Annotated in this window: 22 protein-coding genes; 8 read left to right on the top strand and 14 right to left on the bottom strand. The window is 70.5% G+C overall.

The genetic code is table 11. The annotated features are described in order from the left end of the window. Nucleotides 1-102: 102 nt before the first annotated feature. Complete coding sequence (gene guaB1 / locus AC2DFQ_RS00310; protein ID WP_484532589.1) at nucleotides 103-1,560, bottom strand: GMP reductase; 1,458 nt, start codon at nucleotides 1,558-1,560, stop codon at nucleotides 103-105. 144 nt (nucleotides 1,561-1,704) lie between these two features. Here guaB1 and AC2DFQ_RS00305 point away from each other — a divergent pair, with 144 nt between their 5' ends. Next, complete coding sequence (locus AC2DFQ_RS00305; protein ID WP_484532588.1) at nucleotides 1,705-5,373, top strand: multifunctional oxoglutarate decarboxylase/oxoglutarate dehydrogenase thiamine pyrophosphate-binding subunit/dihydrolipoyllysine-residue succinyltransferase subunit; 3,669 nt, start codon at nucleotides 1,705-1,707, stop codon at nucleotides 5,371-5,373. Nucleotides 5,374-5,390: 17 nt separating this feature from the next. Here the strand turns inward: AC2DFQ_RS00305 and AC2DFQ_RS00300 are convergent, their stop codons facing one another. From AC2DFQ_RS00300 to AC2DFQ_RS00290, 3 genes are all read right to left on the bottom strand, one after another. Further along, complete coding sequence (locus tag AC2DFQ_RS00300; protein ID WP_484532587.1) at nucleotides 5,391-6,689, bottom strand: GNAT family N-acetyltransferase; 1,299 nt, start codon at nucleotides 6,687-6,689, stop codon at nucleotides 5,391-5,393. A gap of 66 nt (nucleotides 6,690-6,755) precedes the next feature. Next, the gene (locus AC2DFQ_RS00295; protein ID WP_484509826.1) at nucleotides 6,756-6,995 is read right to left on the bottom strand and encodes a zf-HC2 domain-containing protein; all 240 of its coding nucleotides are present in this window, start codon (nucleotides 6,993-6,995) and stop codon (nucleotides 6,756-6,758) included. A gap of 13 nt (nucleotides 6,996-7,008) precedes the next feature. Next, nucleotides 7,009-7,605 carry a sigma-70 family RNA polymerase sigma factor gene (locus tag AC2DFQ_RS00290; RefSeq protein ID WP_484532586.1) on the bottom strand — a complete coding sequence of 199 codons (597 nt, stop codon included), beginning with the start codon at nucleotides 7,603-7,605 and terminating at the stop codon, nucleotides 7,009-7,011. 103 nt (nucleotides 7,606-7,708) lie between these two features. On the opposite strand from AC2DFQ_RS00290, the gene aroA reads away from it, so the two are divergent. Genes aroA through bcp form a run of 3 tightly spaced genes read left to right on the top strand, consistent with a single transcriptional unit; the run spans nucleotide 7,709 to nucleotide 10,590 of the window. Continuing rightward, entirely contained in the window at nucleotides 7,709-9,049 is a 1,341-nt protein-coding gene (gene aroA, locus AC2DFQ_RS00285) for a 3-phosphoshikimate 1-carboxyvinyltransferase (RefSeq protein WP_484509827.1), read from the top strand. Between the two features lie 15 nt (nucleotides 9,050-9,064). After that, complete coding sequence (rsgA, locus tag AC2DFQ_RS00280) at nucleotides 9,065-10,117, top strand: ribosome small subunit-dependent GTPase A (RefSeq protein WP_484509828.1); 1,053 nt, start codon at nucleotides 9,065-9,067, stop codon at nucleotides 10,115-10,117. Further along, on the top strand, nucleotides 10,114-10,590 hold the full coding sequence (gene bcp / locus AC2DFQ_RS00275; RefSeq protein WP_484509829.1) for a thioredoxin-dependent thiol peroxidase: 477 nt from the start codon (nucleotides 10,114-10,116) through the stop codon (nucleotides 10,588-10,590). The genes rsgA and bcp overlap by 4 nt, the downstream gene beginning before the upstream one ends. A 14-nt stretch (nucleotides 10,591-10,604) precedes the next feature. On the opposite strand, the gene AC2DFQ_RS00270 is transcribed toward bcp, so the two are convergent. Further along, the gene (locus AC2DFQ_RS00270) at nucleotides 10,605-10,991 is read right to left on the bottom strand and encodes a histidine kinase (RefSeq protein ID WP_484509830.1); all 387 of its coding nucleotides are present in this window, start codon (nucleotides 10,989-10,991) and stop codon (nucleotides 10,605-10,607) included. Between the two features lie 216 nt (nucleotides 10,992-11,207). On the opposite strand from AC2DFQ_RS00270, the gene AC2DFQ_RS00265 reads away from it, so the two are divergent. Beyond that, nucleotides 11,208-11,456: a WhiB family transcriptional regulator gene (locus AC2DFQ_RS00265; protein WP_019182239.1), complete on the top strand. Its 249-nt coding sequence runs from the start codon at nucleotides 11,208-11,210 to the stop codon at nucleotides 11,454-11,456. Nucleotides 11,457-11,555: 99 nt separating this feature from the next. Here the strand turns inward: AC2DFQ_RS00265 and AC2DFQ_RS00260 are convergent, their stop codons facing one another. Genes AC2DFQ_RS00260 through AC2DFQ_RS00250 form a run of 3 tightly spaced genes read right to left on the bottom strand, consistent with a single transcriptional unit; the run spans nucleotide 11,556 to nucleotide 14,966 of the window. Continuing rightward, a complete protein-coding gene (locus tag AC2DFQ_RS00260) occupies nucleotides 11,556-13,049 on the bottom strand; it encodes a sensor histidine kinase (RefSeq protein ID WP_484509831.1) in 1,494 nt (497 codons plus the stop codon). Between the two features lie 34 nt (nucleotides 13,050-13,083). Next, nucleotides 13,084-14,340 carry a CpaE/TadZ family protein gene (locus tag AC2DFQ_RS00255; RefSeq protein ID WP_484532585.1) on the bottom strand — a complete coding sequence of 419 codons (1,257 nt, stop codon included), beginning with the start codon at nucleotides 14,338-14,340 and terminating at the stop codon, nucleotides 13,084-13,086. Next, nucleotides 14,337-14,966, bottom strand: a complete 630-nt coding sequence (locus tag AC2DFQ_RS00250; protein WP_484509833.1) for an SAF domain-containing protein — start codon at nucleotides 14,964-14,966, stop codon at nucleotides 14,337-14,339. The genes AC2DFQ_RS00255 and AC2DFQ_RS00250 overlap by 4 nt, the downstream gene beginning before the upstream one ends. A gap of 98 nt (nucleotides 14,967-15,064) precedes the next feature. Between AC2DFQ_RS00250 and AC2DFQ_RS00245 the strand changes: the two genes are divergently transcribed. Beyond that, nucleotides 15,065-15,346, top strand: coding sequence for a helix-turn-helix domain-containing protein (locus AC2DFQ_RS00245; RefSeq protein WP_484509834.1), 282 nt, complete (start codon nucleotides 15,065-15,067; stop codon nucleotides 15,344-15,346). A gap of 5 nt (nucleotides 15,347-15,351) precedes the next feature. Here the strand turns inward: AC2DFQ_RS00245 and AC2DFQ_RS00240 are convergent, their stop codons facing one another. Further along, complete coding sequence (locus AC2DFQ_RS00240; RefSeq protein WP_484532584.1) at nucleotides 15,352-15,969, bottom strand: hypothetical protein; 618 nt, start codon at nucleotides 15,967-15,969, stop codon at nucleotides 15,352-15,354. 150 nt (nucleotides 15,970-16,119) lie between these two features. Between AC2DFQ_RS00240 and AC2DFQ_RS00235 the strand changes: the two genes are divergently transcribed. Further along, on the top strand, nucleotides 16,120-16,560 hold the full coding sequence (locus tag AC2DFQ_RS00235) for an Rv3235 family protein (protein ID WP_484532583.1): 441 nt from the start codon (nucleotides 16,120-16,122) through the stop codon (nucleotides 16,558-16,560). A 1-nt stretch (nucleotide 16,561) separates the two neighbouring features. Here the strand turns inward: AC2DFQ_RS00235 and AC2DFQ_RS00230 are convergent, their stop codons facing one another. The 3 genes from AC2DFQ_RS00230 to secA all read right to left on the bottom strand — a co-directional run bounded on the left by AC2DFQ_RS00230 (nucleotide 16,562) and on the right by secA (nucleotide 21,151). Beyond that, nucleotides 16,562-16,909 (bottom strand): hypothetical protein, encoded by a 348-nt coding sequence (locus AC2DFQ_RS00230; protein WP_484532582.1) that lies wholly within the window; start codon nucleotides 16,907-16,909, stop codon nucleotides 16,562-16,564. 104 nt (nucleotides 16,910-17,013) lie between these two features. Further along, nucleotides 17,014-18,240, bottom strand: a complete 1,227-nt coding sequence (locus tag AC2DFQ_RS00225; protein ID WP_484509838.1) for a pyridoxal phosphate-dependent aminotransferase — start codon at nucleotides 18,238-18,240, stop codon at nucleotides 17,014-17,016. Nucleotides 18,241-18,328: 88 nt separating this feature from the next. Beyond that, on the bottom strand, nucleotides 18,329-21,151 hold the full coding sequence (secA, locus tag AC2DFQ_RS00220; RefSeq protein WP_484509839.1) for a preprotein translocase subunit SecA: 2,823 nt from the start codon (nucleotides 21,149-21,151) through the stop codon (nucleotides 18,329-18,331). A gap of 179 nt (nucleotides 21,152-21,330) precedes the next feature. Between secA and AC2DFQ_RS00215 the strand changes: the two genes are divergently transcribed. Then, the gene (locus AC2DFQ_RS00215; RefSeq protein WP_484509840.1) at nucleotides 21,331-22,644 is read left to right on the top strand and encodes a hypothetical protein; all 1,314 of its coding nucleotides are present in this window, start codon (nucleotides 21,331-21,333) and stop codon (nucleotides 22,642-22,644) included. Between the two features lie 527 nt (nucleotides 22,645-23,171). Here the strand turns inward: AC2DFQ_RS00215 and hpf are convergent. Together hpf and AC2DFQ_RS00205 are read right to left on the bottom strand one after the other, a co-directional pair. Next, the gene (hpf, locus tag AC2DFQ_RS00210) at nucleotides 23,172-23,834 is read right to left on the bottom strand and encodes a ribosome hibernation-promoting factor, HPF/YfiA family (RefSeq protein WP_484509841.1); all 663 of its coding nucleotides are present in this window, start codon (nucleotides 23,832-23,834) and stop codon (nucleotides 23,172-23,174) included. Between the two features lie 102 nt (nucleotides 23,835-23,936). Continuing rightward, nucleotides 23,937-24,599 (bottom strand): ComF family protein, encoded by a 663-nt coding sequence (locus AC2DFQ_RS00205; protein WP_484532581.1) that lies wholly within the window; start codon nucleotides 24,597-24,599, stop codon nucleotides 23,937-23,939. Between the last annotated feature and the right edge of the window lie 90 nt (nucleotides 24,600-24,689).

Here is a 24,689-nt window from a genome sequence, read left to right as displayed (position 1 = left end):
CGGCGGGCGCCCCGGCGCACTCCGCGCGGCGTGTCTCCTGAATTCTGAACGGGGGGCGGGGTGCGGCCGCGCCGCGTCGTCCGGGGGTGGCGCGTCGCCCGGCTACCAGCTCATCGGGAGGGCCTTGCCCTCGTCGTACCCCGCGGTGGACTGCAGGCCCACCAGCGCGCGCTCGGCGAACTCGGGGACGCTCGCCGCTCCCGCGTACGTGAACGACGAGCGCACGCCCGAGGTGATCATGTCGACGAGGTCCTCGATCCCGGGGCGCAGCGGATCGAGGTAGATCTTCGATGACGAGATGCCCTCGGCGAACAGTTCCTTCCGAGCCAGCTCGTACGGGTCGAGCCGCCCGAACCGCTCGTGCACGGCCTTCGCGGACGCCATGCCCCACGACTCCTTGTACGCCCGCCCCTGATCGTCCACGAGCAGCTCGCCCGGAGCCTCGATCGTGCCGGCGAACCACGACCCGATCATGACGGATGCTGCCCCCGCTGCCAGCGCGAGCGCGACGTCGCGGGGGTAGCGCACACCCCCGTCCGCCCACACGTGCGCACCGAGCTCGCGCGCGGCCTGGGCGCTTTCGAGCACCGCGGAGAACTGCGGGCGACCGACGGCGGTCATCATCCGGGTGGTGCACATCGCACCGGGGCCGACACCGACCTTCACGATGGACGCCCCGGCTTCGACGAGGTCGCGCACGCCCTCCGCCGTCACGACGTTGCCCGCGACGAGCGGGATGCCGAGGCCCACCTCGGCGACGGCACGGAGGGCGCGCAGCATCCCCTCCTGGTGTCCGTGCGCCGTGTCGAGGACGAGCACGTCGACGCCGGCGGCGGCGAGTGCACGCGCCTTGGCCGCCACGTCGCCGTTGATGCCGATGGCGGCGGCCACGGCGAGGCGGCCCGACGCATCCACGGCAGGCGGGTAGAGGGTGGCGCGCAGGGCGCTGCGCCGCGAGAGGGTGCCCACGAGCCGGCCGTGGTGCAGCACGCAGACGGTTTCGGCCTCCGCCGCGATGAGGAGATCGAACGCATGGCGGGCACTGTCGACGTCGTCGGCGTCGAGCGATGCCACGCCGACGCGCGCAAGATCGCCCAGGCGGGCATCGGGGAGGGCGGTGGCGAGTCGGCCCGCCGGGACGACCCCCACGATCTCGCCGATGGTGAGGTGTTCGGCCGCCGCGTCCCCCACGACGATGCCGTGCCCATCGATCGGCGGCAGAAGACGCGCCGCGTCTGCCACCGTCGCCGTCGCCGGCAGGACGAGCGGCGTGTCCCACGCCACCGGCTGGGCCTTCACCCAGCGGATGGCCGCGTCCAGTTCCTGCAGCGGCATGTCCTGCGGCAGCACGCCGAGCCCGCCCCGGCGAGCCAGGGTCGCGGCCAGCCGCGCCCCGGTGACGGAGTTCATGTTCGCCGAGACCAGCGGCAGGCGCGCGGGGGTGCCGTCGCCGGGGGTGAGATCCACGTCGAGGCGGCTCGTGATCGACGAGCGCCGGGGCATGAGGAAGACATCGGAGTACGTCAGGTCCATGTCGGGACGCTCACCGTGGAAGTCCATGCGTCCACGGTACCCACCCGGGTCGGTAGAGGCATCGATCGTCGGGCGGCCGGAGTCCTCCGTGCGTTAGGCTGGGGGGTGGTGTACGGAGGGTAATCCCCTCGCCACCCACCGTTCTTCATCGAGGAAAGCAGGCGATCGACCGTGTCGAGCCAGGTCACAGGCGTCGGTACTTCGAACGAGGGCGAATTCGGGGCCAATGAATGGCTCGTCGATGAGCTCTACGAGCAGTACAGGGTCGACAAGAACTCCGTGGACAAGGCCTGGTGGCCCATCCTCGAGGCGTACCACCCCGTCGTCGACGGCAGCGGTGCCCCCGCACCCGCGGTGAACGAGCCCAAGCCGGTCACCGCACCGATCCCCGTCGTCGGCGCCCCTCCGGTGGCACGCACGACCGCCAAGCCCGCCGCCCCGCAGCCCATCCCCGCCCAGGCCCCCGTCTCCGACCGCGACTCGTCGTCGGAGAAGCTGGAGGAGGACAAGGTCACGCCGCTGCGCGGCATGCCCAAGAGCCTCGCGGCGAACATGCAGGAGTCGCTCACCGTCCCCACCGCCACGAGCGTGCGGACCGTCCCGGCGAAGTTGATGATCGACAACCGCATCGTCATCAACAACCACATGGCGCGCACGCGCGGCGGCAAGGTGAGCTTCACGCACCTCCTCGGCTGGGCCATCATCCAGACGCTCAAGGAGTTCCCGAGCCAGAACGTCTTCTACGCCGAGATCGATGGCAAGCCCTCCGTGGTCGCTCCCGCGCACATCAACCTCGGCGTGGCGATCGACCTCCCCCGGCCCGACGGCACCCGCGCGCTCCTCGTTCCGAGCATCAAGCGCGCGGAGAGTCTGACCTTCGGCGAGTACCTCACCGCGTACGAGGACGTCGTCCGGCGCGCGCGCGGCAACAAGCTCACCGCCGCCGATTTCCAGGGCACCACCATCTCGCTGACCAACCCGGGCGGCATCGGAACCGTGCACTCGGTTCCGCGCCTGATGAAGGGCCAGGGATGCATCGTCGGCGCCGGAGCGCTGGAGTACCCCGCCGAGTTCCAGGGCGCCAGCGACAAGACGCTCAACGAGCTGGCCATCGGCAAGACGATCACGCTCACCAGCACCTATGACCACCGCGTCATCCAGGGCGCAGGTTCCGGCGAGTTCCTCAAGAAGGTGCACGAGCTGCTCATCGGGCAGCGCGGCTTCTACGACGACATCTTCGCGGCGCTGCGCATCCCGTACGCGCCCATCCACTGGGCCGGCGACATCAGCGTCGACGTGTCCGAGCGCATCAACAAGACCGCTCGCGTGCACGAGCTCATCAACGCCTTCCGCGTGCGCGGCCACCTCATGGCCGACATCGACCCGCTCGAGTACGTGCAGCGCACGCACCCCGACCTGGAGATCGAATCGCACGGTCTGACCTTCTGGGACCTCGACCGCGAGTTCGTCACCGGCGGCTTCGGCGGTAAGCGCCAGATGAAGCTGCGCGACATCCTCGGGGTGCTCCGCGATTCGTACTGCCGCACCATCGGCATCGAGTACATGCACATCCAGGACCCCGGCGAGCGCAAGTGGTTCCAGGACAACGTCGAGGTCAAATACACCAAGCCGGGCCACGACGAGCAGCTGCGCATCCTGTCGAAGCTCAACGAGGCGGAGGCCTTCGAGACGTTCCTGCAGACCAAGTACGTGGGGCAGAAGCGGTTCAGCCTGGAGGGCGGAGAGTCGCTCATCCCCCTCCTGGACGAGATCCTGCAGGGCGCCGCATCCGCCGCCCTGGACGGTGCGGCCATCGGCATGGCCCACCGCGGACGGCTCAACGTGCTGACCAACATCGCCGGGAAGACCTACGGCCAGGTGTTCCGCGAGTTCGAGGGCTCGGTGGCCGTGGGCAGCAAGCGCGGCTCCGGCGACGTGAAGTACCACCTGGGCACCGAGGGCACCTTCGTCGCCGACGCGGGCGACGAGCTGCCGGTGTACCTGGCGGCAAACCCTTCCCACCTGGAGACCGTGGACGGCGTCCTCGAGGGCATCGTCCGCGCCAAGCAGGACCGCAAGCCCATCGGCACCTTCTCCTGGCTGCCCGTCCTCGTGCACGGCGACGCGGCCTTCGCCGGTCAGGGCGTCGTCGTGGAGACGCTGCAGATGTCGCAGCTGCGCGGCTACCGCACCGGCGGCACGATCCACGTCGTGGTCAACAACCAGGTCGGCTTCACGACGACCCCCACCGATGCACGGACGTCGGTGTACGCCACGGATGTGGCCAAGACCATCCAGGCGCCGATCCTCCACGTCAACGGCGATGACCCCGAAGCGGTCGTGCGCGTGGCGGAACTGGCGTTCATGTACCGCCAGGAGTTCCACCGCGACGTCGTGATCGACCTGGTCTGCTACCGCCGACGCGGCCACAACGAGGGCGATGACCCCTCAATGACGCAGCCGCTCATGACCAACCTCATCGAGGCCAAGCGCTCGGTGCGCCGCCTCTACACCGAGTCGCTCGTTGGCCGTGGCGACATCACCGAAGAGGAATACGAGCAGGCCAAGCAGGACTTCCAGCGCCGGCTCGAGGTGGCTTTCGCCCAGACCCACGAGGCCGAGACGGGCACGAACCCCGTCGTCGATCCGGATGTCGTGGACGAGCCGGTCAGCGGCGCGCCGGAGACGACGGGCGTGCCGCGCGAGGTCGTCCAGTCCATCGGCGACGCCTTCGTCAACAAGCCCGAGAACTTCACGGTGCACACGAAGCTCCAGCAACTACTGGACAAGCGCCTGGAGATGAGCCGGAGCGGCAACATCGACTGGGGATTCGGCGAGCTGCTCGCCTTCGGCTCCGTGTTGCTGGAGGGCACGCCGGTGCGCCTGGCGGGCCAGGACTCCCGCCGCGGCACGTTCGTGCAGCGTCATTCGGTGCTGCACGACCGCGAGAACGGTCAGGAATGGATTCCGCTGGCCAACCTCAGTGAGAACCAGGGCCGGTTCTACGTGTACGACTCCCTCCTCAGCGAATACGCGGCGATGGGGTTCGAATACGGCTACTCCGTCGAGAGGCCCGACGCGCTGGTGTTGTGGGAGGCGCAGTTCGGCGACTTCGGCAACGGTGCGCAGTCGGTGATCGACGAGTACATCTCGGCCGCCGACCAGAAGTGGGGCCAGCAGTCGAGCGTCGTCCTGCTCCTCCCCCACGGGTACGAGGGCCAGGGGCCCGACCACTCCTCGGCCCGCATCGAGCGCTACCTGCAGATGTGCGCGCAGGACAACATGACCGTCGCCCGCCCGTCGACGCCCGCCTCGTACTTCCACCTGCTGCGGCGTCAGGCGTACCAGCGCCCCCGCCGCCCGCTGGTGGTGTTCACCCCGAAGGCGATGCTGCGCCTGCGGGGTGCGACGAGCCCGGTGGAGGACTTCCTCACCGGCAAGTTCGAGCCCGTGCTCGACGACAGCCGCACCCTGGACCGCGCGGCGGTCAAGCGCGTGCTGCTGCACTCCGGCAAGATCCACTGGGACCTGCGCGGCGAGATCGAGAAGAACCCCAACCCCGAGGTCGCCCTCGTCCGCCTGGAGCAGTACTACCCGGCACCGGTCGACGAGCTCAACGCCGTGCTCGACACCTACCCGAACGCCGAATTGGTGTGGGTGCAGGACGAGCCGGAGAACCAGGGCGCATGGCCCTTCATCGCCCTGGAGGTGGTGAAGCACCTCCGCGGGCGCACCATCCGTCGCGTGTCGCGGACGGCTGCGGCATCGCCGGCGACCGGATCGCCGAAGGTGCACGCCCAGGAGCACGCCGCCGTGATGCAGGCTGCTCTCACGCTCTGACACCCCGTACGGGGTGCTCAGAACCAGATGCTCAGCGCGGGTACGGCGGCGGGCGTGAACGCACGGTCGAGGTCCGCGAGGGCCCTGGGGTCCCCCGCCACCGCGCCGGCGGCGGCGAGTGTTCGCGCCGACACACCGCCGAGCAGGAGCGAACCCAGTGCGGCGGCGCCGAGCGTGACGTCGGGGCGGGTCTGCGTGGGCGCGGCGGTCGGCCGGCCCGCCTCGTCGATCTCGACGCGCCACGTGCCGTCGGCGAATCCGAGCGGGTCCTCAACGCGGACGGTGAGGGCCAGCGGAGCGGCGAAGCTCCGCGAGCCCAGAGCTGCGGGCACGTCCAGCACGCGCAGCCAGTGGTGATCGACGACGGTCTCCCGCATCGCGCGCTGGTCCGACAGCATCCACCGCGTGGGCGCGCCGGCCGGCTGCAGGGTGGCCGTGACCGTGCCGACGAGGTCGTGCTCGATGGCGAAGCGCCAGAGCGCGGCGAACGCGTCGTCGTTGGTGGTGAAGAGCACGTGCATGCGCAGTTCGTGCTGGGCGTGGTCGGCCTTCTCCGCGACGGTGTAGACGAGGATGCCCTCCTCGCGGCCATCCTCGCCCCGATACGCGACGGCGCGGATCTTGCGTGCGTCCTCGGCACCGGGCCGGAGCCCCGCCATACGTCGGTACAGGCCCGCCCACCCGGCTACCTCGCCGGGGCGCTGGGACCGAGCGCGCTCGTGGACGGCGTGCAGACGCTCAGGCAGCTCATCCTGCAGCACGAAGTCCAGCCGTCCGGACGGGCGCGGTCCCGTCCACCGCGCGCGGGTCGTGTCCACGGTGACATCCGAGGTCAGAACGGCGGGCCCGAAGCCCCACCGGCCGTAAATGGTGGCCTCGGTGACCGTCAGACCGGCGATCGCGAGGCCTGCCGCTGCCGCCGTGCGTAGTTCGCCGCCGAGCATCGCCCGCGCGATCCCGCGACGCCGGTGCGTCGGCGCGACGGTGACGGCGCTGATCGCCCACATCGGGACGGTACGCCCCGGCTCGGTCGTCAGCTGGGTGATCCACGAATCCACGGTGCCGACGGGAATCTCGGGATGGGTCGCGCGCGCATCGAACACGCCTGTGAGCCGCCGCTCCTGCAGCGCCGACCGCGAGTCCTCCACCTGCTCAGCGGTGGGGTCACTGTCGAGGAAGCCTCGCGACACCGCACGCAGGAACGCATCGAAGGGAGCCCCCTCGTGGGGTACCTGCGCGTAATCCAGCCCCTCCGCGGCCAACTCTGCGGCCGAGGCCGGGTCGAGGGGAAGGGAATGGAAGTCGACGTCGGCCATGCGTCCCAGCCTAGGTCGCCCCGCGACAGCGCGGAACGGCGGCCCGGGAAGCCCATCGCGCGGGGTTCAGGAGACGGGTTCTGCCCGCAGACGCGCGATCACGAGCTCGCGCAGCTCCTCCGGAGCGTTTTCCTTGCACGCCCGCGCAACGACCTCGGTGAGGGTCCGCGAGAAGTGCGCCTCGTCGCGGCATCCAGCGCAGTGCGCCAGATGCTCGGCCATGTCCTCATAGGACGTCGGACACACCTCGTTGCGCAGGTACTCTTCGAGGTCGCGTCGCGCCTTATCGCAGCCGCAGTCGCTCATGTTCGTCACTCTCTCACTTCTGGGCGGGCTCCGCGGCAGTGATGCCGCGCTCCCTCGCGTAATCCGTCAGTAGCTCACGGAGCATTCGCCTGCCACGGTGCAGACGGCTCATGACCGTTCCGATCGGCGTTTTCATGATGTCGGCGATCTCCTGATAGGCGAAGCCCTCGACGTCGGCGAGGTACACCGCCATCCGGAAATCCTCCGGAATCGACTGCAGGGCGTCTTTCACCACGGATGCAGGCATCCGATCGATCGCCTCCGCCTCGGCCGAGCGTGCACTGCTGGCCGTGGTCGATTCCGCTCCCCCGAGTTGCCAGTCCTCGAGGTCGTCGATGGTCCCTTGGTAGGGCTCCCGCTGCTTCTTGCGGTAGGTGTTGATGTACGTGTTCGTCAGGATGCGGTACAGCCACGCCTTGAGATTCGTTCCCTGCGTGAACGTCCGCCACGAGGCGAACGCCTTCACGAACGTCTCTTGGACGAGATCCGCGGCGTCGGCGGGATTGCGCGTCATACGCATCGCCGCCGCGTACAACTGATCCATGAAGGGGAGAGCCTGCTCCTCGAACTGCGCGCGCGCGTCGGCCCCGGCATCGGCCTTGTCGTTCATCACCCGCCAGTCTACGTCCATCCGCGTCGCATCTACGCCGACGTCTACGGCCGTGCCGTCAAGAACCCCGATCATCCACCCCTCCTTTACTAGTGTGGAACCGATGACCCCCCACGGCTATTCCCCTCCCCCCTCCCACGTCCCCCCACGCGGCGCCTGGGAGGCGCCCGTCGCCCACGGTCCCCTGCGAGGGACCGTCACGGTGCCCGGCTCGAAGTCGCTGACCAACCGCGAGCTCATCCTCGCGGCGATGGCGGATGGTCCGAGCCTCCTGCGCTCACCGTTGCACTCCGACGACTCCGACCGCATGGTCGACGCCCTGACGTGTCTCGGTGTCGCCGTCGACCGCGTCGCCGGCGAGCGCCGGGCCGGCGACGACCTGCGGATCACCCCCCGGGCGCCCTTCCACGGCGGTGTCGAGATCGACTGCGGCCAGGCGGGAACGGTGATGCGGTTCGTCGCCGGGCTCGCCGGGTTCGCCGTCGGAGACGTGACCCTCACCGCGCACGAGAGCGCCCTGCATCGCCCGATGGGGTCGCTCATCGCCGCGCTTCGCGAGGTGGGCCTCGACATCGACGACGGCGGCCACTGGTCGCTGCCCTTCACGGTGCGCGGTCATGGCCACGTCCGCGGCGGCGAGATCGAGATCGACGCCAGCGCCTCGAGCCAGTTCGTGTCGGGTCTCCTGCTGGCGGCACCTCGGTTCGACGTCGGTCTGCACCTGCGTCACACCGGTCGGCGCCTACCGAGCCTCCCCCACATCGACATGACGATCGATTCGCTCGCCCATCGCGGCATCCATGTGGAGCGTCCCGCCCCGGGAGAATGGATCGTGCCGCCGGGGCCCGTTCGGGGCAAGGACGTCACCATCGAGCCCGACCTCTCCAACGCCGCCCCGTTCCTCGCCGCGGCGATGGTCGCGGGAGGACAGGTCACCGTCCCCGGCTGGCCCCTGCACTCGACGCAACCGGGCGCTCTGCTGTCGGAGATCCTGGCCGAAATGGGCGCCAAGGTCGTCCGCCGCTCGACCAACCTCACCGTCACCGCCGGAGAGGCCATCGAGGGCATCGATCTCGATCTGTCCGCCGCGGGCGAGCTCGCCCCGACGCTCTTCGGCCTGGCCGCCTTCGCGCAGGGTCCCACGACGCTGTACGGCATCGGCCATATCCGCGGGCACGAGACCGACCGCATCGCCGCTCTCGTGGGGAATCTGCGCGCTCTCGGCGGCGAGGCGCATGAGCTGGAGGACGGCATCCGCATCGTGCCGAGGCCCCTTCACGGCGGCACGTGGAAGACGTTCCACGATCACCGGCTGGCCACGACCGGTGCGCTTGTGGGGCTGCGGGTCCCCGGCGTCCGGATCGACGACATCGGCACCACCGCCAAGACGATGCCCCAGTTCGTGTCGCTATGGCAGGGGATGCGGGAGGGTGCCGCCCGCTGACGGCGGGCGAGGACGATGAGCTGGCTGGAAGACTTCGACGCCGACGAGGACGACGACCTCGACGAGACCGACGTGCGCGTGCGGCCGAATCCGAAGGCGAACCGCCCCCGCACGAAGCGGCGGCCCGCCCATGCGGACGCCGTGATCGCGCGCGTGCTCGGTGTGGATCGCGGGCGCTACGCCGTGCTCGTGGATGAAGGCGGGCCCGATGAGCGGCGGATCACCGCCACGCGGGCGCGCGAACTGCGCAAGCAAGCCATCGTCAACGGCGATCGCGCCCGCGTGGTCGGCGACACCTCCGGCGCGGAGGGCACCCTCGCACGCATCATCGGCATCGAGGACCGCACGTCGCTCCTGCGCCGGAGCGCCGACGACACCGACCAGGTCGAGCGCGTGATCGTCGCCAACGCCGACCAGATGCTCATCGTCGTGGCCGCCGCCGACCCCGAGCCGCGCGCACGGCTGGTCGACCGCTACCTCGTCGCGGCGCTGGATGCGGGCATCCGGCCCCTGCTCGTGGTCACCAAGACCGATCTCGCCGACCCGTCCGCCTTCCTCTCCCACTTCGATGGGCTCGGTCTCGAGGTGTTCACCAGCGCACCCGGCGACGTACCCCTCGATCGCATCGGCGCGGCCCTCGTGGGCCACTCCACGGTGTTCGTCGGGCACTCGGGCGTCGGGAAGTCGACGCTCGTCAACGCCCTCACCGGATCGGAGCGGGCGATCGGACACGTCAACGTCGTCACCGGTCGCGGCCGCCACACCTCGTCCTCGACGGTCTCGTTCCGCTACCGCGGACAGGGCGGGGCGGGGTGGGTCATCGACACCCCCGGTGTCCGCTCGTTCGGCCTCGGACACGTCGACCCCGCCAACATCCTGGCCGCGTTCACCGATCTGGCCGAGATCGCCGAGGAGTGCCCGCGCGGCTGCACGCACCTGCCGGATGCTCCCGACTGCGCGATCGCGGAAGCCGTCGCCGAAGGGCGGCTCGGCGAGGGCGGCGCCGCCCGCCTGGATTCGCTTCACCGGCTGCTGTCGACCTTCGCGGACCGTAGGCTGGACGGGTGAGCACCCTCGAGCCCGGCATGGCAGCACCCGACTTCACTCTTCTGGATCAGGACGAGCATCCGGTCTCGCTCGCCGACTTCCGCGGCCGCCGCGTGATCGTGTACTTCTATCCGGCGGCCATGACGCCCGGGTGCACCACGCAGGCGTGCGACTTCCGGGACAGCCTGGGCTCGCTTCAGGGTGCGGGCTACACCGTGCTGGGGGTCTCCCGCGATCAGCCCGCGAAGCTGCGGGAGTTCCGCGAGCGGGACGGGCTCGTCTTCCCGCTCCTCAGCGACCCCGACCACGCCGTCCACGACGCGTACGGCGCGTGGGGCGAGAAGCAGAACTACGGCAAGACGATCGAAGGCGTGCTGCGCTCGACCTTCGTGATCGATGAGGACGGCGTGATCGAGTACGCGTTCACCAACGTGAAGGCCACCGGGCACGTCGCGCGCCTGCGCAAGACGCTCGGCATCGACGTCCCCGCCTGAGCTGCGGCAACCGGTCAGGACGCTTCGCGCCCGCCGGCATCCTTGGCCGCATCGCGGACCGACAGGAACAGCAGGATCCCACCGAGCACCGCCGGAGCGGCGATCAGCGCGGCCAGCGCCGGATTGGCCTGCTCGCCGGTGAACGCGCCGAGCGCGACGGCGAGGATGAGCGCCTGCACCACGATGCCACCGGAGCGGCCCCACGACTGACCCCGGGCCGTGGCCACGGCGAACGCGGCGACGGCGATGACGCCGACGAGCGTCAACACGGCGAGGGCGAGCGCGCTGGAGACCGACACGATGTCGCCCGCCGCGATCGCCGCCACCTGCCACACGAGAAGCGCCGCGACACCGACCGCCTCGAGGACGAGGACTCCGGCAGCGAGAAGCCGTACGGGCATGGCGTGACTCCTCGTCATCGGATGTGGGGGCGACTGGTAACAGGCTGTAAACCTGCCGTTAACCTCTTGATAGCTCAGACCGCCTATGGGAACATGGAGCAAGCCGTGTGCTCCCACAGCGACGTGGGGCGAGCCGAACTGCTCGCATCTCCCACCAGGGTATCGGAGACCCGACTCCGGGCTCTGCTAACCGAATTTGTTTCAAGGAGCACCACCATGGATTGGCGCGACAAAGCTGCCTGCCTCACCGTCGACCCCGAGCTGTTCTTCCCCGTGGGGAACACCGGTCCGGCCGTCGACCAGATCGAGAAGGCGAAGTCCGTGTGCGCCCGGTGCACGGTCACCGAGATCTGCCTCCAGTACGCGCTCGAGTCCGGCCAGGACTCGGGGGTGTGGGGCGGTCTCTCCGAGGATGAGCGGCGTGCCCTGAAGCGCCGCGCCGCCCGCGCCCGCCGCGCGTCCTAGCCACCCCTCCGTAGGGCACTGCGCCGGAGCGCCGGGAGTGCGGTCGTCTCCGCATCCTCGGCGCCGACGCGCAGTGTCGGTTTAGACGAATTCCTGGCCTCACATGCTCGATCGGTCGATGTAACGCATCGGGATCTCGATCGTGACTTCGGTACCGCTTCCCACGAGGGTGTGCCAGTCGATCGTTCCGCCGAGTTCGCCCTGGATGAGCGTGCGAACGATCTGCGTCCCGAGGCCCCGGCCCACCTGACCTTCGGGGAGCCCGACGCCGCTGTCCCGAACGCGCACCTCCAGCACTTCGTCCGTCCGGACGGCGGAGATCTCGACATCGCCCTCCTGCCCCGCCAGCCCGTGCTCGACGGCGTTGGTCACCAGCTCCGTCAGGGCGAGAGCCAGCGGCGTCGCGTACTCGCTCGGCAGGGTGCCGAACCGACCGGTCGAGCGAGTACGAGCGCGGGTGTTGGGTGCGGCGGCGACCTCGGCCACCAGCTTGAGCACACGGGCGAACACGTCGTCGAATTCGACGTTCTGTGCGAGACCCTCCGACAGGGTGTCGTGCACGACCGCGATCGCGGACACCCGCCGCATCGCCTGGGTGAGCGCGTCGCGTGCTTCGTCCGAGTGCGTGCGGCGAGCCTGGATGCGCAGCAGCGACGCCACCGTCTGCAGGTTGTTCTTCACCCGGTGGTGGATCTCGCGGATGGTGGCGTCCTTGGTGATGAGCTCCTGCTCCTGGTGGCGGATCTCGGTCACGTCGCGGCACAGCACGATCGCACCGATCCGGGTTCCCCGCTCGCGCAGCGGGATGGTGCGCAGCGACACCTGCACTCCGCGCGCCTCGATGTCGGCGCGCCACGGCGCGCGGCCGGTGACCACGACCGGGAGGGATTCGTCCACCTGCCGCTTGGAGGGGAGGATGCGGGTCGTCACGTCGACCAGTGACTCGCCCTCGAGTTCGTCGTCGAAGCCCATCCGGTTGAACGCCGACAGCGCATTCGGGCTCGCGAACGTGGCGATGCCGTCCACATCCAGGCGGATGAGACCGTCCGACGCGCGCGGGGCACCGCGGCGCGGAGCCGTCGGGGCGGCCAGGTCGGGGAACTCGGCGGTGGAGATCATGCCGAACAGGTCGTCGGCGCAATCGTTGAAGGTGATCTGCTGACGAGAAGGGGTGCGGGTCTCCCCCAGGTTCGTGTGACGCGTGAGGACACCCACGGTCACGGGGGCGTCCCCGTTGCGCGCGAGCTGACGCACGATCGGCACGGCACGCACACGCGTGGGGGTCTCCTCGAACCAGTCGGGCGATGCGGAGTCGACGATGCGGCCGCTCTCGAACGCCTCACGCACCTGCGTGCGCCACTGCGGCCGCACGCGGTCGCCGACGATGTCGCGGTAGAACAGCGTCGCAGCGCCCCCGGGCCTGGTGTGCGCCACGGCGATGAACGAGTCATCCTGGGTCGGCACCCACACCACGATGTCGGCGAAGGCCAGATCGGCGAGAAGCTGGCCGTCGCTCACGAGCCGGTGCAGCCAGTCGACGTCGGCCTCGGTCGAGCGGCCCTGGGCGTAGACGAGATCGCTGAGCGTGGACACGTCCCCAGCCTAATTTGCTGCAGGACGGGTCTCGTCACTGTGCTCGGGCCGTCTGGGCGATCGTCGCCGGCTCCGCCCGCCGCTCGCGGCGTCGGCGACGACGTTCGGGCGCCGCCGCTCGAGGAGGCTCGACCGCCTCACCGACGAAGCGCCGGACGGCCGCGGCCAGGGGCGACCGAGGGGCGGCCTCGGCGACGGGGCGGGCGGCCAACATCGCCGCATCCGCCGACCGGGGATCCATCGGCACGAACCACACGTCCTCGATCCCGGCGAAGCGCTCGAGCGTGCGTCGCACCTGGCCGCGGGCGTCGATTCCGAGCGTTCCCGGGCGCAGGCGATTGACGACGACGGCCACCCGCGTCGTCCCGATGGCCGCCCGCAGCTCCGTGTAGGCGCGCAGGAACCGCGCGACCCCCACCGGGTCGGCCGCGCACACCGCGACCACGAGATCGGACGCCCGCAACGCCGCGAGCGTGGCCGCGTTGCGGCGCGGACCGTCGAGGTCGCTCACGATCTCCTCGTCGCGCTCGAGGGAGGCCGCGACATCCACGACGGCGGAGTGCACCCATGTGCGACAGATCCCCAGGACCGCGCCGACCCGCCGGTCGGACAGCTCCGGCCACCGCCCCGGCCGGTTGATGCCGGGGAGCACCTCGACCGTGCCCCCGGCCGTGCGCAGCGGCACGCTGATGCGGCTGAGTTCGGCCGCATCCAGACCCCCGAGTTCGGCCTGCCGGCACGCCGCCGCGAACCCCGGGCCCTCATCGGCGAGTCCCAGCGAGAGGGCGAGGGACGGCGCGTGCGAGTCGGCATCCACGAGGGCGACCGATCGCCCGCCGCGGGCGAGCTCGGCGGCCAGCTCGATCGCCAGGGTGGATCGTCCGGGTGCCCCGTGCGGCCCCCACACCGACACGATCCGCCCCGCCGGCTCCGGCTCTGCGCGCACGGGGCGCATGGCCGGCAGCGACAGCGCATCCATGAGCACCCACCCCTCGATATCGAGCGGCAGCGGCGGGGCCAGCCCGAACCGCGCGGCGATCCGGCGACCGGTTTCGTCGGCGCACAGGGCCACGATGCGGATCCCCCGGGCGTCGCACTCGCCGAGGACGGCGGCGCTCAGGGTGCGCGCATCCGCCTGCAGGATCAGGGTGTCGACCGAGCCGGCGGCGGCAACCGCCTCCCGTGCGGCACCGGCGGGGACGACGGCGTCGATCTCCACCCCCTCCTCGGCGAGTTCCCGGGCGAGGAGGTCGCCCCGAGGGGCGTCGACGGCCACGAGCACCCGGATCACGGCGTGCGCCCCGCCACGGGGACGACCGAGAGCGAGGACCCGTCCGACACCGCGTCCAAAGTGGCAGCCACGTCCGCGCGCGGGATCACCAGTTCGAGGGCGGCTCCCGCCTCGCCGATCACGCCGTCGTCGCGCGTGACGCTGGCCACGGTCGCATCGGCGACGAGGATGCGGGGCGTGTCGAAGACTCCGCGCTCCAGCGCCGGTGCGAACCACACCTCGACCCGGCTTCCCGAGGCGATCGCGGCGGGCACGTCCACGGCGGTGTCGATCACGACGGTCGTCACGCGGGCCTCGCCCGCCGCACCCACCGCCTCGGCGGGAACCAGCTCGCCCTCGCCGATCGTCCGCGTGGCAACGGCTCCCTCGGGCAGCGCATCGGCGGCGACGTAGGCGGCTCCGGCCGTACCGAGTGCCACGTCCACCGTGCGGAAATCGTCCGCGCCGACGGTCTCACCCGGGACGATGGTGCGAGAGGCGGCGAGGACGGGTGCGGTCTGGCGAGCCGCGCTGACCACGAGCCAGACGCCCGCGACGGAGACCACCACCAGGAGGACGCCGAGAAGGAACCGCGCGTCGCCCCAGAAGGGCCGCGAGCGTGCACGCGGTGGATCGAGGGCAGTCATGCCGATATGGTGCTCCGATCGCTGCATCCGCGTCCGCGTTTATCCACAGCGGCGCGGGCCGTCCGGGGCCCCCGGAGGAGGCCGGTAATAATGGGCACATGCCCGACCGCCCGCCCCCAGGCACGCGCTTGCTCGCCCCCGCTCAGGTGGCGGAGCTCCTGGACATCTCCGTGGACGAGGTCGTGGCCCTGGTGCACGAGGGGCGGCTGCGCGGCATGCGCGTGGGGAGCCCTGCGCGCTGGCGGGTCGAGGAGGACAGCGTCGACGCGTACCTGGAGGATCAGGCGGAGGAAGCACGGCGGATGGCGCTGTGGCGCCAGTCCAACGCCGCCAGCTTTCCGGAGCTGTGGGGTCGAGGGCGGGCCCCCCAGGGCGACTGAGGGGGTCAGCCTCGCACGGCGTCCGGGTGACCCTCGACCGCGATCCAGGAGACCGCGGCGAACGGCACGATGCGGTAGCCCGTGACCTCGGCCGCGCGCCGCACGGCACCCCGCTCGTGCAGTGCGAGATCGAGGTGGTCGGCGCCCGCGCGATCGATCGTCCCCGCCATGGATCTCCCGTCCTGCCCATGGACGACGACTCCCGCGCGTCGGCGCACGAGGTCTCGCACCGCGAACCCGAAGGTGGCGCGTCGCGAAACGGCGGATGCCGCGGCGGCGCTCCCGGGGCGGGCCGTGCGCAGCAACGGGGCGTGCGCGAGCGAGATCCCCATGATCGCGTCCAGCGGCACCAGCGCCGCGCCCGACCGCGAGCCCCACGGGGAGGCGAGCAACCAGTCCGCCCCCAAGCCCGCGATCGGGGCGGTCAGGGTGGCGCCGCCGCGCAGGTCGAAGGAGGCGGCCACCGGGTCGCCGTCGGTCGCCGCGAGCGCGGTCAGCCTCTCATGCAGCGTGACCCGCGAGAGCCGCAGACGCTCCGCCTCGGTCTCCAGCGCTGCCCGCTCGGCCTCCCACTCGGAGGCGAGCTGGTCCTCGATGTCTTCGAAGAAGCGATCCCAGCGCATGGCGCGAGGTTAGGGCACGGGGCTCTCGAGCACGGCGAGTTGTCCACACCCGGAACCGAATCTGTTGCGGCGCTCGCCCGTGTGCTCTACTGAAAGCCGAGAAAGCGACCGTTGTTCCACGACATCCCCCCTGTCGAGATAGGCGCGCCTATGGCTCCGATGCCGGCGGGCTCTGCCCGCCCCTACCCCGTGATCGTGCGCTCCGCCGATGTGGACGAGTTCTTCGCGCCGCAGCGGACGTCCTCCTCCGCGCTCCCCGAACCCGAACCGCTCCTGCGCAACCTGACGCGCGGCGTGCTGGAAGTGCTCGCCGGAGTGCGGGAGATCGAGCAGCTGGCGCGCTGGCTGACCGAGGACGCCTACCGCGGACTGCTGACGCGGGCGAATCTCGCCACCCGCGCGCGCAGTGCCCGCGGGGTGCCGGCGACCCGTCCCCTGCACGCGATCCTGTCCGTGCGGACGTGCATCCCTGCCGACGGGGTGGTCGAGGCCGTGGTCATCGTGGCCTCTCCTGCCCGCACCCGCGCGGTGGCGATCCGCCTGCAGGGCATCGACCGGCGCTGGCGGGCGACATCCCTCGCGCTGCTGTGACTCACGAACCGTCGATGAGCTCCAGGAGCGATCGGAGGGCATCACGGATCTCGTCATGGTCGTACTGGCCCGCCCGGCTCTCGCCGGAGATCACGCCGGAGCGATGCACGGCGCGGAAGTCGCCGAAGGGGAACGAGTAGGCGCCCTTCGTCTCCCGGTTCTCGCTCTTGTCGATGCCGAGGTGCCAGTGCGAGTACTCCGTCCAGCCTTCCTTCTCCAGGAACGCGTTCTCCTGCGCGGCCGTGGGCGCGGCCTCGGACCAGTCGTCTCGCTCGTCCTTCACGACCTTGCCGTCACGGATGAGCGCGCGGGCGTGGCGGAGGGCGGGTTTGTTCAGTTCGATCGCCATGCCGGAAGGTTACGCCCGCCCACACTGCGCGCGAGAAACAACATGCCGGACGAGAAACGGCGCGACGCGTGCCGTCTCATCCCGCACGTCGTTTCTCGCGTGGGCTACGCGCGGTAGGAGGCGAGGAAGTTGCCGAGGCGCTCGATGGCATCCGTCAGCACACGCGCCTCCGGGAGCGTCACGATGCGCAGGTGGTCGGGTGTCGGCCAGTTGAAGCCGGTGCCCTGGACGAGCAGCACATGCTCGGCGACGAGGAAGTCGTACACGAACTTCCCATCGTCGGGGATGTCGTACACCTGGGGGTCCAGGCGCGGGAACGCGTACAGCGCGCCACGCGGGCGCACGCACGAGACCCCGGGGATCGCCTCGAGGCTCTCCCACGCCGCATCCCGCTGTTCGTGCAGTCGCCCCGACGGCGCGATGAGCGCATCGATGGACTGCACGCCGGTGAGGGCGGCCAGGACCGCGTGCTGAGCGGGCACGTTCGCGCACAGCCGCGTGGAGGCCAGGAGTTGGATGCCCTCCAGGAACCCGGCCGCGTGCTTCTTCGGACCCGTGATGGCGAGCCACCCCGACCGGTAGCCGGCGACGCGGTACGTCTTGGACAGGCCGTTGAAGGTCAGGCACAGGAGGTCGGGGGCGACCACGGCCATGGGGATGTGGACGGCGTCGTCGAAGAGGATGCGGTCGTAGATCTCATCGGAGAGCACCAGGAGCGAGTGCTCGCGCGCGATCTGCGCGATCCCCTCCAACACCTCTCGGGAGTACACCGCGCCGGTGGGGTTGTTGGGGTTGATCACGACGATCGCCTTCGTGCGCGGCGTGACCTTCGCGCGGATGTCCTCGAGGTCGGGTTGCCACTCGTCCAGTTCGTCGCACAGGTAGTGCACCGGCGTGCCGCCGCCGAGGCTCGTCATGGCGGTCCAGAGCGGATAGTCCGGGGCGGGGATGAGCACCTCGTCGCCCTCGTCCAGCAGCGCCTGCATGACGATCGTGATGAGTTCGGACACGCCGTTGCCGAGGTACACGTCATCCGGATCCAGCGCGGGGAAGCCCGGCACCTGTTCATAGCGGGACACCACCGCCCGCCGGGCCGACATGATGCCGCGGCTGTCGCTGTACCCGTGCGCGTGCGGAAGCGCCTCGATCATGTCGCGCACGATCTGGAACGGTGCTTCGAAGCCGAACACCGCCGGGTTGCCGGTGTTGAGCTTGAGGATCGCGTGACCCTCCGACTCCAGCCGGTCCGCCTCCACGAGGGCCTGCCCACGGATCTCGTACAGGACGTCCCTCAGCTTCGAGGACTGGTCGAGGGGGCGCAGCGGGCTCATCGGATCAGAATATCCCGCCGTCTTCGCTGCGCCCACGAACGGGAGCGGGCCAATGCCGCTCCCGTGGCGCCCTCCCCGACCTCCGTGCCTACTTCTTCTTGTCGGCGGCGCGGCGCTCAGCGCGGTTGCCGGCCGGTGCGCTGGGCGTGGAGCCATCCGGGCGCTGACCGAACGCGCCACGGGGCGCCTCGGCCGTGCGCGTGGGCGCGCCGGCGGGCGCCGGTGCGGCACCGGCGGCAGCGGCGGCCTGGCGTAGACGGCTCGTGGCCGCCTTCTGCACCTGCCCGCGATCGTTGCGCACCTCGACCTCTCCGGCATCGTTCGCGGCGGAGTACTCCAGCCGCTGCGCCTCGGAGGGGCCGGCGGCCAGACCCTTGGCCTCGACCTGCGCGGCCTGCTCGCCCTCGACCCGGCGCACCTCGACCTCGAGGTTGAAGAGGTAGCCGACGGACTCCTCCTTGATCTGCCCCATCATCGCCTGGAACATCTGGTAGCCCTCGCGCTGGTACTCGATCAGCGGGTCGCGCTGGGCCATGGCGCGCAGGCCGATGCCGTCCTTGAGGTAGTCCATCTCGTAGAGGTGGTCGCGCCAGCGGCGGTCGAGCACCTGCAGCACCACGCGGCGCTCGAGTTCGCGCACGGCCTGCTCGCCCAGCTGCTCCTCGCGCTTGGCGTACGCGATCCGCGCGTCGGAGAGGATCTCGCGCTTGAGTCCCTCCGCCGTGATGCGTCCGCGCGTGCCGGCGTCGGCGACGACCTCGTCGATCGTGACGCCCACCGGGTAGAGCGTCTTCAGCTCTGTCCACAGCGCGTCGAAGTCCCAGCTCTCGGTGTGACCGCTGCCGGTGTGATCGTCGATGACGGCGGAGATCGCGTCTTCGATGAAGTGCTGCACGCGATCGGCGATGTCGTCGCCCTGAAGGATGTGGCGGCGGTCGGCGTAGATCGCCTCGCGCTGCCGGTTGAGGACGTCGTCGTACTTCAGGACGTTCTTGCGCAGCTCCGCGTTACGCGCCTCGACCTGCGTCTGAGCGCTCTTGATGGCGCGGGAGACCATGCCCGACTCGATGGCGACGTCGTCGGGGAAGTTCGCCCGGGCCATGATCGCTTCGGCCGCACCCGACTGGAACAGTCGCATGAGGTCGTCCGTCAGCGACAGGTAGAACCGGCTCTCCCCCGGATCTCCCTGCCGGCCCGAGCGCCCGCGCAGCTGGTTGTCGATGCGGCGGGACTCGTGCCGCTCCGTGCCGAGCACGTACAGCCCGCCGGCTGCGACGACCTTCGCGCCCTCCTCGGCCACGACCTCGCGCACACGCGCGTACGCCTCATCCCATTCGGACTCGTACGCCTCCGGCGTTTCGACCGGGTCGAGACCCTTGGCCTTCAGCTCCTGGACGGCGAGGAACTCCGCGTTGCCACCGAGCATGATGTCGGTACCGCGACCGGCCATGTTCGTGGCGACGGTGACGGCGCCCAGGCGCCCGGCGCGCGCGACGATCTCCGCCTCGCGCGCGTGGTTCTTCGCGTTGAGGACCTCGTGCTTGATGCCCTTCTTCGCCAGGAGTCGCGACAGGTACTCGCTCTTCTCGACGCTGGTCGTGCCCACGAGGACGGGCTGGCCGGTCGCGTGGCGCTCGGCGATGTCTTCGACGACCTGCGCGAACTTGGCGGTCTCGTTCTTGTAGACCAGGTCGGACTGGTCCTTGCGGATCATCGGCTTGTTGGTGGGGATGGGAACGACGCCGAGCTTGTAGGTCGACATGAACTCCGCGGCCTCGGTCTCGGCCGTACCGGTCATGCCGGCGAGCTTCTCGTAGAGGCGGAAGTAGTTCTGCAGCGTGACCGTGGCGAGGGTCTGGTTCTCCGCCTTGACCGGCACCGCCTCCTTGGCCTCGATGGCCTGGTGGATGCCCTCGTTGTACCGGCGCCCCACGAGGATGCGGCCCGTGTGCTCGTCGACGATCATGACCTCGTCGTTCATCACGACGTAGTCGGCATCGCGCTTGAACAGCGCGAGGGCCTTGATGGAGTTGTTCAGGAAGGAGATGAGCGGCGTGTTCGCCGACTCGTAGAGGTTCTCGATGCCGAGGTAGTCCTCGACCTTCTCGATACCGGGCTCGAGCACGCCGATCGTGCGCTTCTTCTCGTCGACTTCGTAGTCCACGCCCGCCTCGAGCGTGCGGGCGATCTTCGCGAACTCGGCGAACCAGCGGTTGGCCTCACCGGACGAGGGCCCCGAGATGATCAGCGGCGTGCGGGCCTCGTCGATGAGGATGGAGTCGACCTCATCCACGATCGCGAAGTAGTGCCCGCGCTGGACCAGGTCCTCCTTGCGCCACGCCATGTTGTCGCGCAGGTAGTCGAAGCCGAACTCGTTGTTCGTGCCGTAGGTGATGTCGGCGGCGTACTGCGCGCGACGCACTTCCGGCGTCTGCCCCGACACGATGACGCCCGTGGACATCCCCAGGGCGCGATAGACCCGACCCATGAGCTCGGACTGGTAGGTGGCGAGGTAGTCGTTGACGGTGATGACGTGCACGCCCTGGCCGGCGATGGCGTTGAGGTACACCGCGAAGGTCGCCGTCAGGGTCTTGCCCTCACCGGTCTTCATCTCGGCGATGTTGCCCAGGTGAAGCGCTGCCCCACCCATGATCTGCACGTCGTAGGGGCGCTGGCCGAGGGTGCGCTGCGCGGCCTCGCGGACGGCGGCGAAGGCCTCCGGCATGAGGCGGTCGAGGCTCTCTCCGGCCTCGAAGCGGGCGCGCAGCTCGGCGGTCTCGCCGCGCAACTCGTCGTCGGTGAGGTGCGAGTAGTCCTCCTCCAGCGCGTTGACGGCCTTGACCACTTGCTGGAGGCGCCGGATGATGCGGCCCTCTCCGGCACGGAGCAGTCTTTCGAGAGGATTGGCCACGGAGCATTCCCATCTGTCGCGTTCGGCCCAGCGCGACTGACGCGACGGACCCGCCTGCACGCAGGCATACTGTGCCATGTTATCCGTTTGTGACCTCGGAAGACCCTGCGAACGCTCTGACAGCGCGCGCAGAGCGAACACGGGCGCGCCGACCGTCGGACACTCGTAGGATCGATGCCATGGCCGGGTTCTGGGGTAAGCGAAAGCGTGAAGAGCAGGACGCCGCGGATGCAGACCTCGCCCGGCAGGCCGAGCTGGCGCTCGTCGCCGCGGATGAGCGGATCCGGCTCACCACCGACGAAGTGGACTTCGCCGTCGCGGAGCTCGGTGACGTGCGGACCGCCGACCTGCGCGCGGCGCTGACGGCCGTTCGCACCCACATGGGCGAGGCGTTCCAGCTGCACCAGCTGAACCACGACCACATCCCCGACACCCCCGAGGAGTTGCGGACACGCAACGCCCGCATCATCCAGCTGTGCCAGTGGGCGGAAGACCTGCTCGAAGAGCGCACCACGGCCCTGCAGCCGGCCATCGAGGCCGTTCGCCGGGCGCCGGAGATCCTCCAGCGCGTGCGCGCCGACCGCGAGCGACTCGAGGAGCGCGTGCCGCACGCCCGCGAGGCGCTGGAGCGCCTGTCCCGCCGCTACAGCGAGACGGCGCTGCATCAGATCGACGGCAACCCCGACGAGGCCGACCAGCTCCTGGACTTCGCCGTGCACACCGCGGATGTGTCCCAGCGCCGCCGGGAGGCCGGCCAGCGCGAGCAGGCGTCGGTCGCGCTGGAGGCGGCCACCGAGTCGGTGCGCCGAGCGGAGTCGCTGCTGGATGCCGTGGACGCGTTCGAGATCGAGGCTCTGCGCGCCGAATCGACGCTGGCCGCGGTGATCGACGATTCGCGCAGCGACCTCGTGGAGGCGCGCAGCGGCCCGCAGACCCCAGCCGTGACCGCCGCGATGGCCGACCTGGAGTCGGCGCTGGCATCCCTCCCCGCCTCTGCGGCCAAGGACGATCCCTTCGGAGCGCTGTCCCGCCTGCGCACGGCGAACGCCGCACTGGACACCGCGCGCGAGCGCGCCGCCCGGCCGGTGATCTCGGAGTCGCACGTGCGCCACACGGTGGATGACGCAGACCGTCAGATCTCCGTGGCCCGCAGCGTCATCGCCGGCCACCGCGGCTGGATCGGCGCGGACGCCCGCACTCGGCTCGCCGAGGCCGAGCGGCTCCGCGGCGAGATCCCCTTCGGGCCGATTCCGGAGGACGACCGCGAGGCCGCTCAGGCCGTCGCACGGCGTGCCGGGACGCTCGCGAGCGAGGCGCTGCAGCTGGCCCAGCAGGACATCGACGCCTCGCGCCCGGATGACTGGGGTAACGGCGGCTGGGGCGGCCGCGGCATGGGCGGACGCGGCATGGGTATGGGCGGCGGCGGGATGGGCGGCGGCATCCTCGGCGGCCTCGTCATCGGGTCGCTCCTGGGCGACATGTTCGACGGCTGACCCCTGGGAAACCCGCCCACCGCCGAGCACCCGCCGACGAGCGCCCCTCGCCGAACGCATCCACCCGTGGTGCAGGAGCCGGAGTGCGGCCACCCACCCCGGCACTAACTCAGGCTGAAACCGCCTGAGCACCGCCATACCGAACGGATCGCGGTATCCGTGCGCGGAGAGACTGAGTACGGCACACCTCAGCGGCGGCTGACGGTCCCCGGCCACTCGGAAACTGGGGGATGGAGAAGCGCGGAGCCGCGTCCACCCCGGCCGCCGAGCCCACCGACGAGCGCACCGGCCGTCGTGCGGCCACCCACCCCGGCACTAACTCAGGCTGAAACCGCCCGAGCGCCGCGACACCCCGCGGATCGCGGTGTCCGCGCGTGGAGAGACTGAGTACGGCACACCTGAGCGGGCGAGACTGCGCGCGCCGGCGAGGATGCCGGTCCCCCCACCCCTCGACTCGCCAGCAACCGTCGCTCCGCGCGGGAAAATCGCGCGTTTGTTGGCGACTCAACGAGAGCGCTGCGCGGCGGTTACGACGCGGCGCGCGCGGCCGGCGGTGCCGCCGCGGTGAGGGAGATGACGCCGTAGTCCCAGCCCTTGCGTCGGTACACGACGCTCGGGTGGTCGGTGCGGGCGTCGATGAACAGGAAGAAGTCGTGACCGACGAGCTCCATGCGGTCCACGGCCTCCTCGACCGTCATCCACTCGGCATCGAACCGCTTGGTGCGGATGACGACGGGGTTGTAGGGCTCGTCGTCCTCTCCCGAACGGAGGACGGGGATCTCCCCCGTCGCCACCGCGCGGATGGCGTCCACCGATGCCGGCTGCACGTCGATGCCCTGGATCGAGCCGGTGCCCTTCTCGAACTTCGCTCCACGCGGGTGGTTGCGGCCGTCGACGCGCTTCTCCTTCGCACGCCGCAGCTGCTCGCTCAGCTTGTCCACGGCCAGATCGAGAGCGGTGAACTTGTCACCGTCGGTGGCTTCGGCCCGCACGACGGGGCCCTTGCCGATGAGGGTCAGCTCGACGGTGTCGTCTTCCATATGCCCGTTGTGATGCGCGCGATGCGTCACCTTGACCTCGAGGGTCTGCGCTCGGGGGAAGAGGTGCTCGATGCGGGCGGCCTTCTCCTCGACGACACTGCTGAAGCGATCGGTGATCCCGACCCCCACGCCGACGATGCTGGTGTCCATCCGTTACCTCCTTGTTCCGGGTCCGCCCCCGGTTCCGGGTTTCCGGGAACGGACTGTCCGTGGCTTCTGTCCCCACCACGCTATCCGGCGCGCCTCGGGGTGTCACGGGCCGAAGGATGGTGTTTCCGGTTCCCGCAGCACCCGCCGCGGCGTGGCGGCGAGCGTGACGGCTCCGATCACCTCCGCTCCCGCGGCGCGCAGCGCCCTGGCGGCTTCAGCCAGCGTCGCGCCCGTGGTGACGACGTCGTCGACCAGGAGCACGCGGGCCCCCGCAGCCCCCTGCGCCCGCAGACTGCCCGCCACGTTGGCCGCGCGGGCGGCGCGGCCGAGCTCCCGCTGATCGGCGGTGCGCCGCGACACCCGGAGCAGCCGTTCGGGCCGCCATCCCGCGCGGCGGGCGAGCAGTTCCGCCACGCGGTAACCCCGGCGTCGCATCGCCGCCGGGGAGGTCGGGACGGGCACGACGACGACCCCGGAGAGGTCCCAGGATGCGGCGCTGTCACGGAGAGCGGCGGCCAGAGGCCGTGCGAGCGACGTGCGCCCCTCCTCCTTGAGGGCACGGACCACCCGCGCCACCACTCCGTCGTAGACCAGACCGCTGCGCACCGCCAGCTCGCCGACCCGGTGCGGTACCGGGTCGGGGGTCAGGCAGGCACGGCACGTGGTGCACAGCGCCACGTCGGCGGCGCCGCATCCGGCGCACTCGACGGGCAGCACGAATGCCAGAGCGTCGGCGAGGGCCGTGCGCACCGGGGCCAGGTCCATGCGCCGAGTCTGCCCGGACATCGCCTCGTGACGCGCCGTCCACCGATTCCCGTGGAGTCCTGCATCGGAGAACGCGACGGTGCAGGAGAG

The sequence above is a fragment of the Microbacterium sp. Z11_20 genome (genome assembly GCF_057197605.1).
The sequence above is the reverse complement of the archived record's forward strand: the minus strand, read 5'-3'. Positions and strand labels throughout refer to the sequence as shown.

What these genes read in the sequence shown, in the direction of transcription:
- rsgA (WP_484509828.1), top strand. Translation starts at nt 9,065, where the DNA reads ATGAGCTGGCTGGAAGACTTCGACGCCGACGAGGACGACGACCTCGAC.
- AC2DFQ_RS00225 (WP_484509838.1), bottom strand. Translation starts at nt 18,240, where the DNA reads ATGAGCCCGCTGCGCCCCCTCGACCAGTCCTCGAAGCTGAGGGACGTC.
- aroA (WP_484509827.1), top strand. Translation starts at nt 7,709, where the DNA reads ATGACCCCCCACGGCTATTCCCCTCCCCCCTCCCACGTCCCCCCACGC.
- AC2DFQ_RS00300 (WP_484532587.1), bottom strand. Translation starts at nt 6,689, where the DNA reads ATGGCCGACGTCGACTTCCATTCCCTTCCCCTCGACCCGGCCTCGGCC.
- AC2DFQ_RS00290 (WP_484532586.1), bottom strand. Translation starts at nt 7,605, where the DNA reads ATGAACGACAAGGCCGATGCCGGGGCCGACGCGCGCGCGCAGTTCGAG.
- hpf (WP_484509841.1), bottom strand. Translation starts at nt 23,834, where the DNA reads ATGGACACCAGCATCGTCGGCGTGGGGGTCGGGATCACCGATCGCTTC.
- AC2DFQ_RS00295 (WP_484509826.1), bottom strand. Translation starts at nt 6,995, where the DNA reads ATGAGCGACTGCGGCTGCGATAAGGCGCGACGCGACCTCGAAGAGTAC.
- AC2DFQ_RS00215 (WP_484509840.1), top strand. Translation starts at nt 21,331, where the DNA reads ATGGCCGGGTTCTGGGGTAAGCGAAAGCGTGAAGAGCAGGACGCCGCG.
- AC2DFQ_RS00250 (WP_484509833.1), bottom strand. Translation starts at nt 14,966, where the DNA reads ATGACTGCCCTCGATCCACCGCGTGCACGCTCGCGGCCCTTCTGGGGC.
- AC2DFQ_RS00235 (WP_484532583.1), top strand. Translation starts at nt 16,120, where the DNA reads ATGGCTCCGATGCCGGCGGGCTCTGCCCGCCCCTACCCCGTGATCGTG.
- AC2DFQ_RS00240 (WP_484532584.1), bottom strand. Translation starts at nt 15,969, where the DNA reads ATGCGCTGGGATCGCTTCTTCGAAGACATCGAGGACCAGCTCGCCTCC.
- AC2DFQ_RS00245 (WP_484509834.1), top strand. Translation starts at nt 15,065, where the DNA reads ATGCCCGACCGCCCGCCCCCAGGCACGCGCTTGCTCGCCCCCGCTCAG.
- AC2DFQ_RS00265 (WP_019182239.1), top strand. Translation starts at nt 11,208, where the DNA reads ATGGATTGGCGCGACAAAGCTGCCTGCCTCACCGTCGACCCCGAGCTG.
- AC2DFQ_RS00205 (WP_484532581.1), bottom strand. Translation starts at nt 24,599, where the DNA reads ATGGACCTGGCCCCGGTGCGCACGGCCCTCGCCGACGCTCTGGCATTC.
- guaB1 (WP_484532589.1), bottom strand. Translation starts at nt 1,560, where the DNA reads ATGGACTTCCACGGTGAGCGTCCCGACATGGACCTGACGTACTCCGAT.
- AC2DFQ_RS00230 (WP_484532582.1), bottom strand. Translation starts at nt 16,909, where the DNA reads ATGGCGATCGAACTGAACAAACCCGCCCTCCGCCACGCCCGCGCGCTC.
- AC2DFQ_RS00270 (WP_484509830.1), bottom strand. Translation starts at nt 10,991, where the DNA reads ATGCCCGTACGGCTTCTCGCTGCCGGAGTCCTCGTCCTCGAGGCGGTC.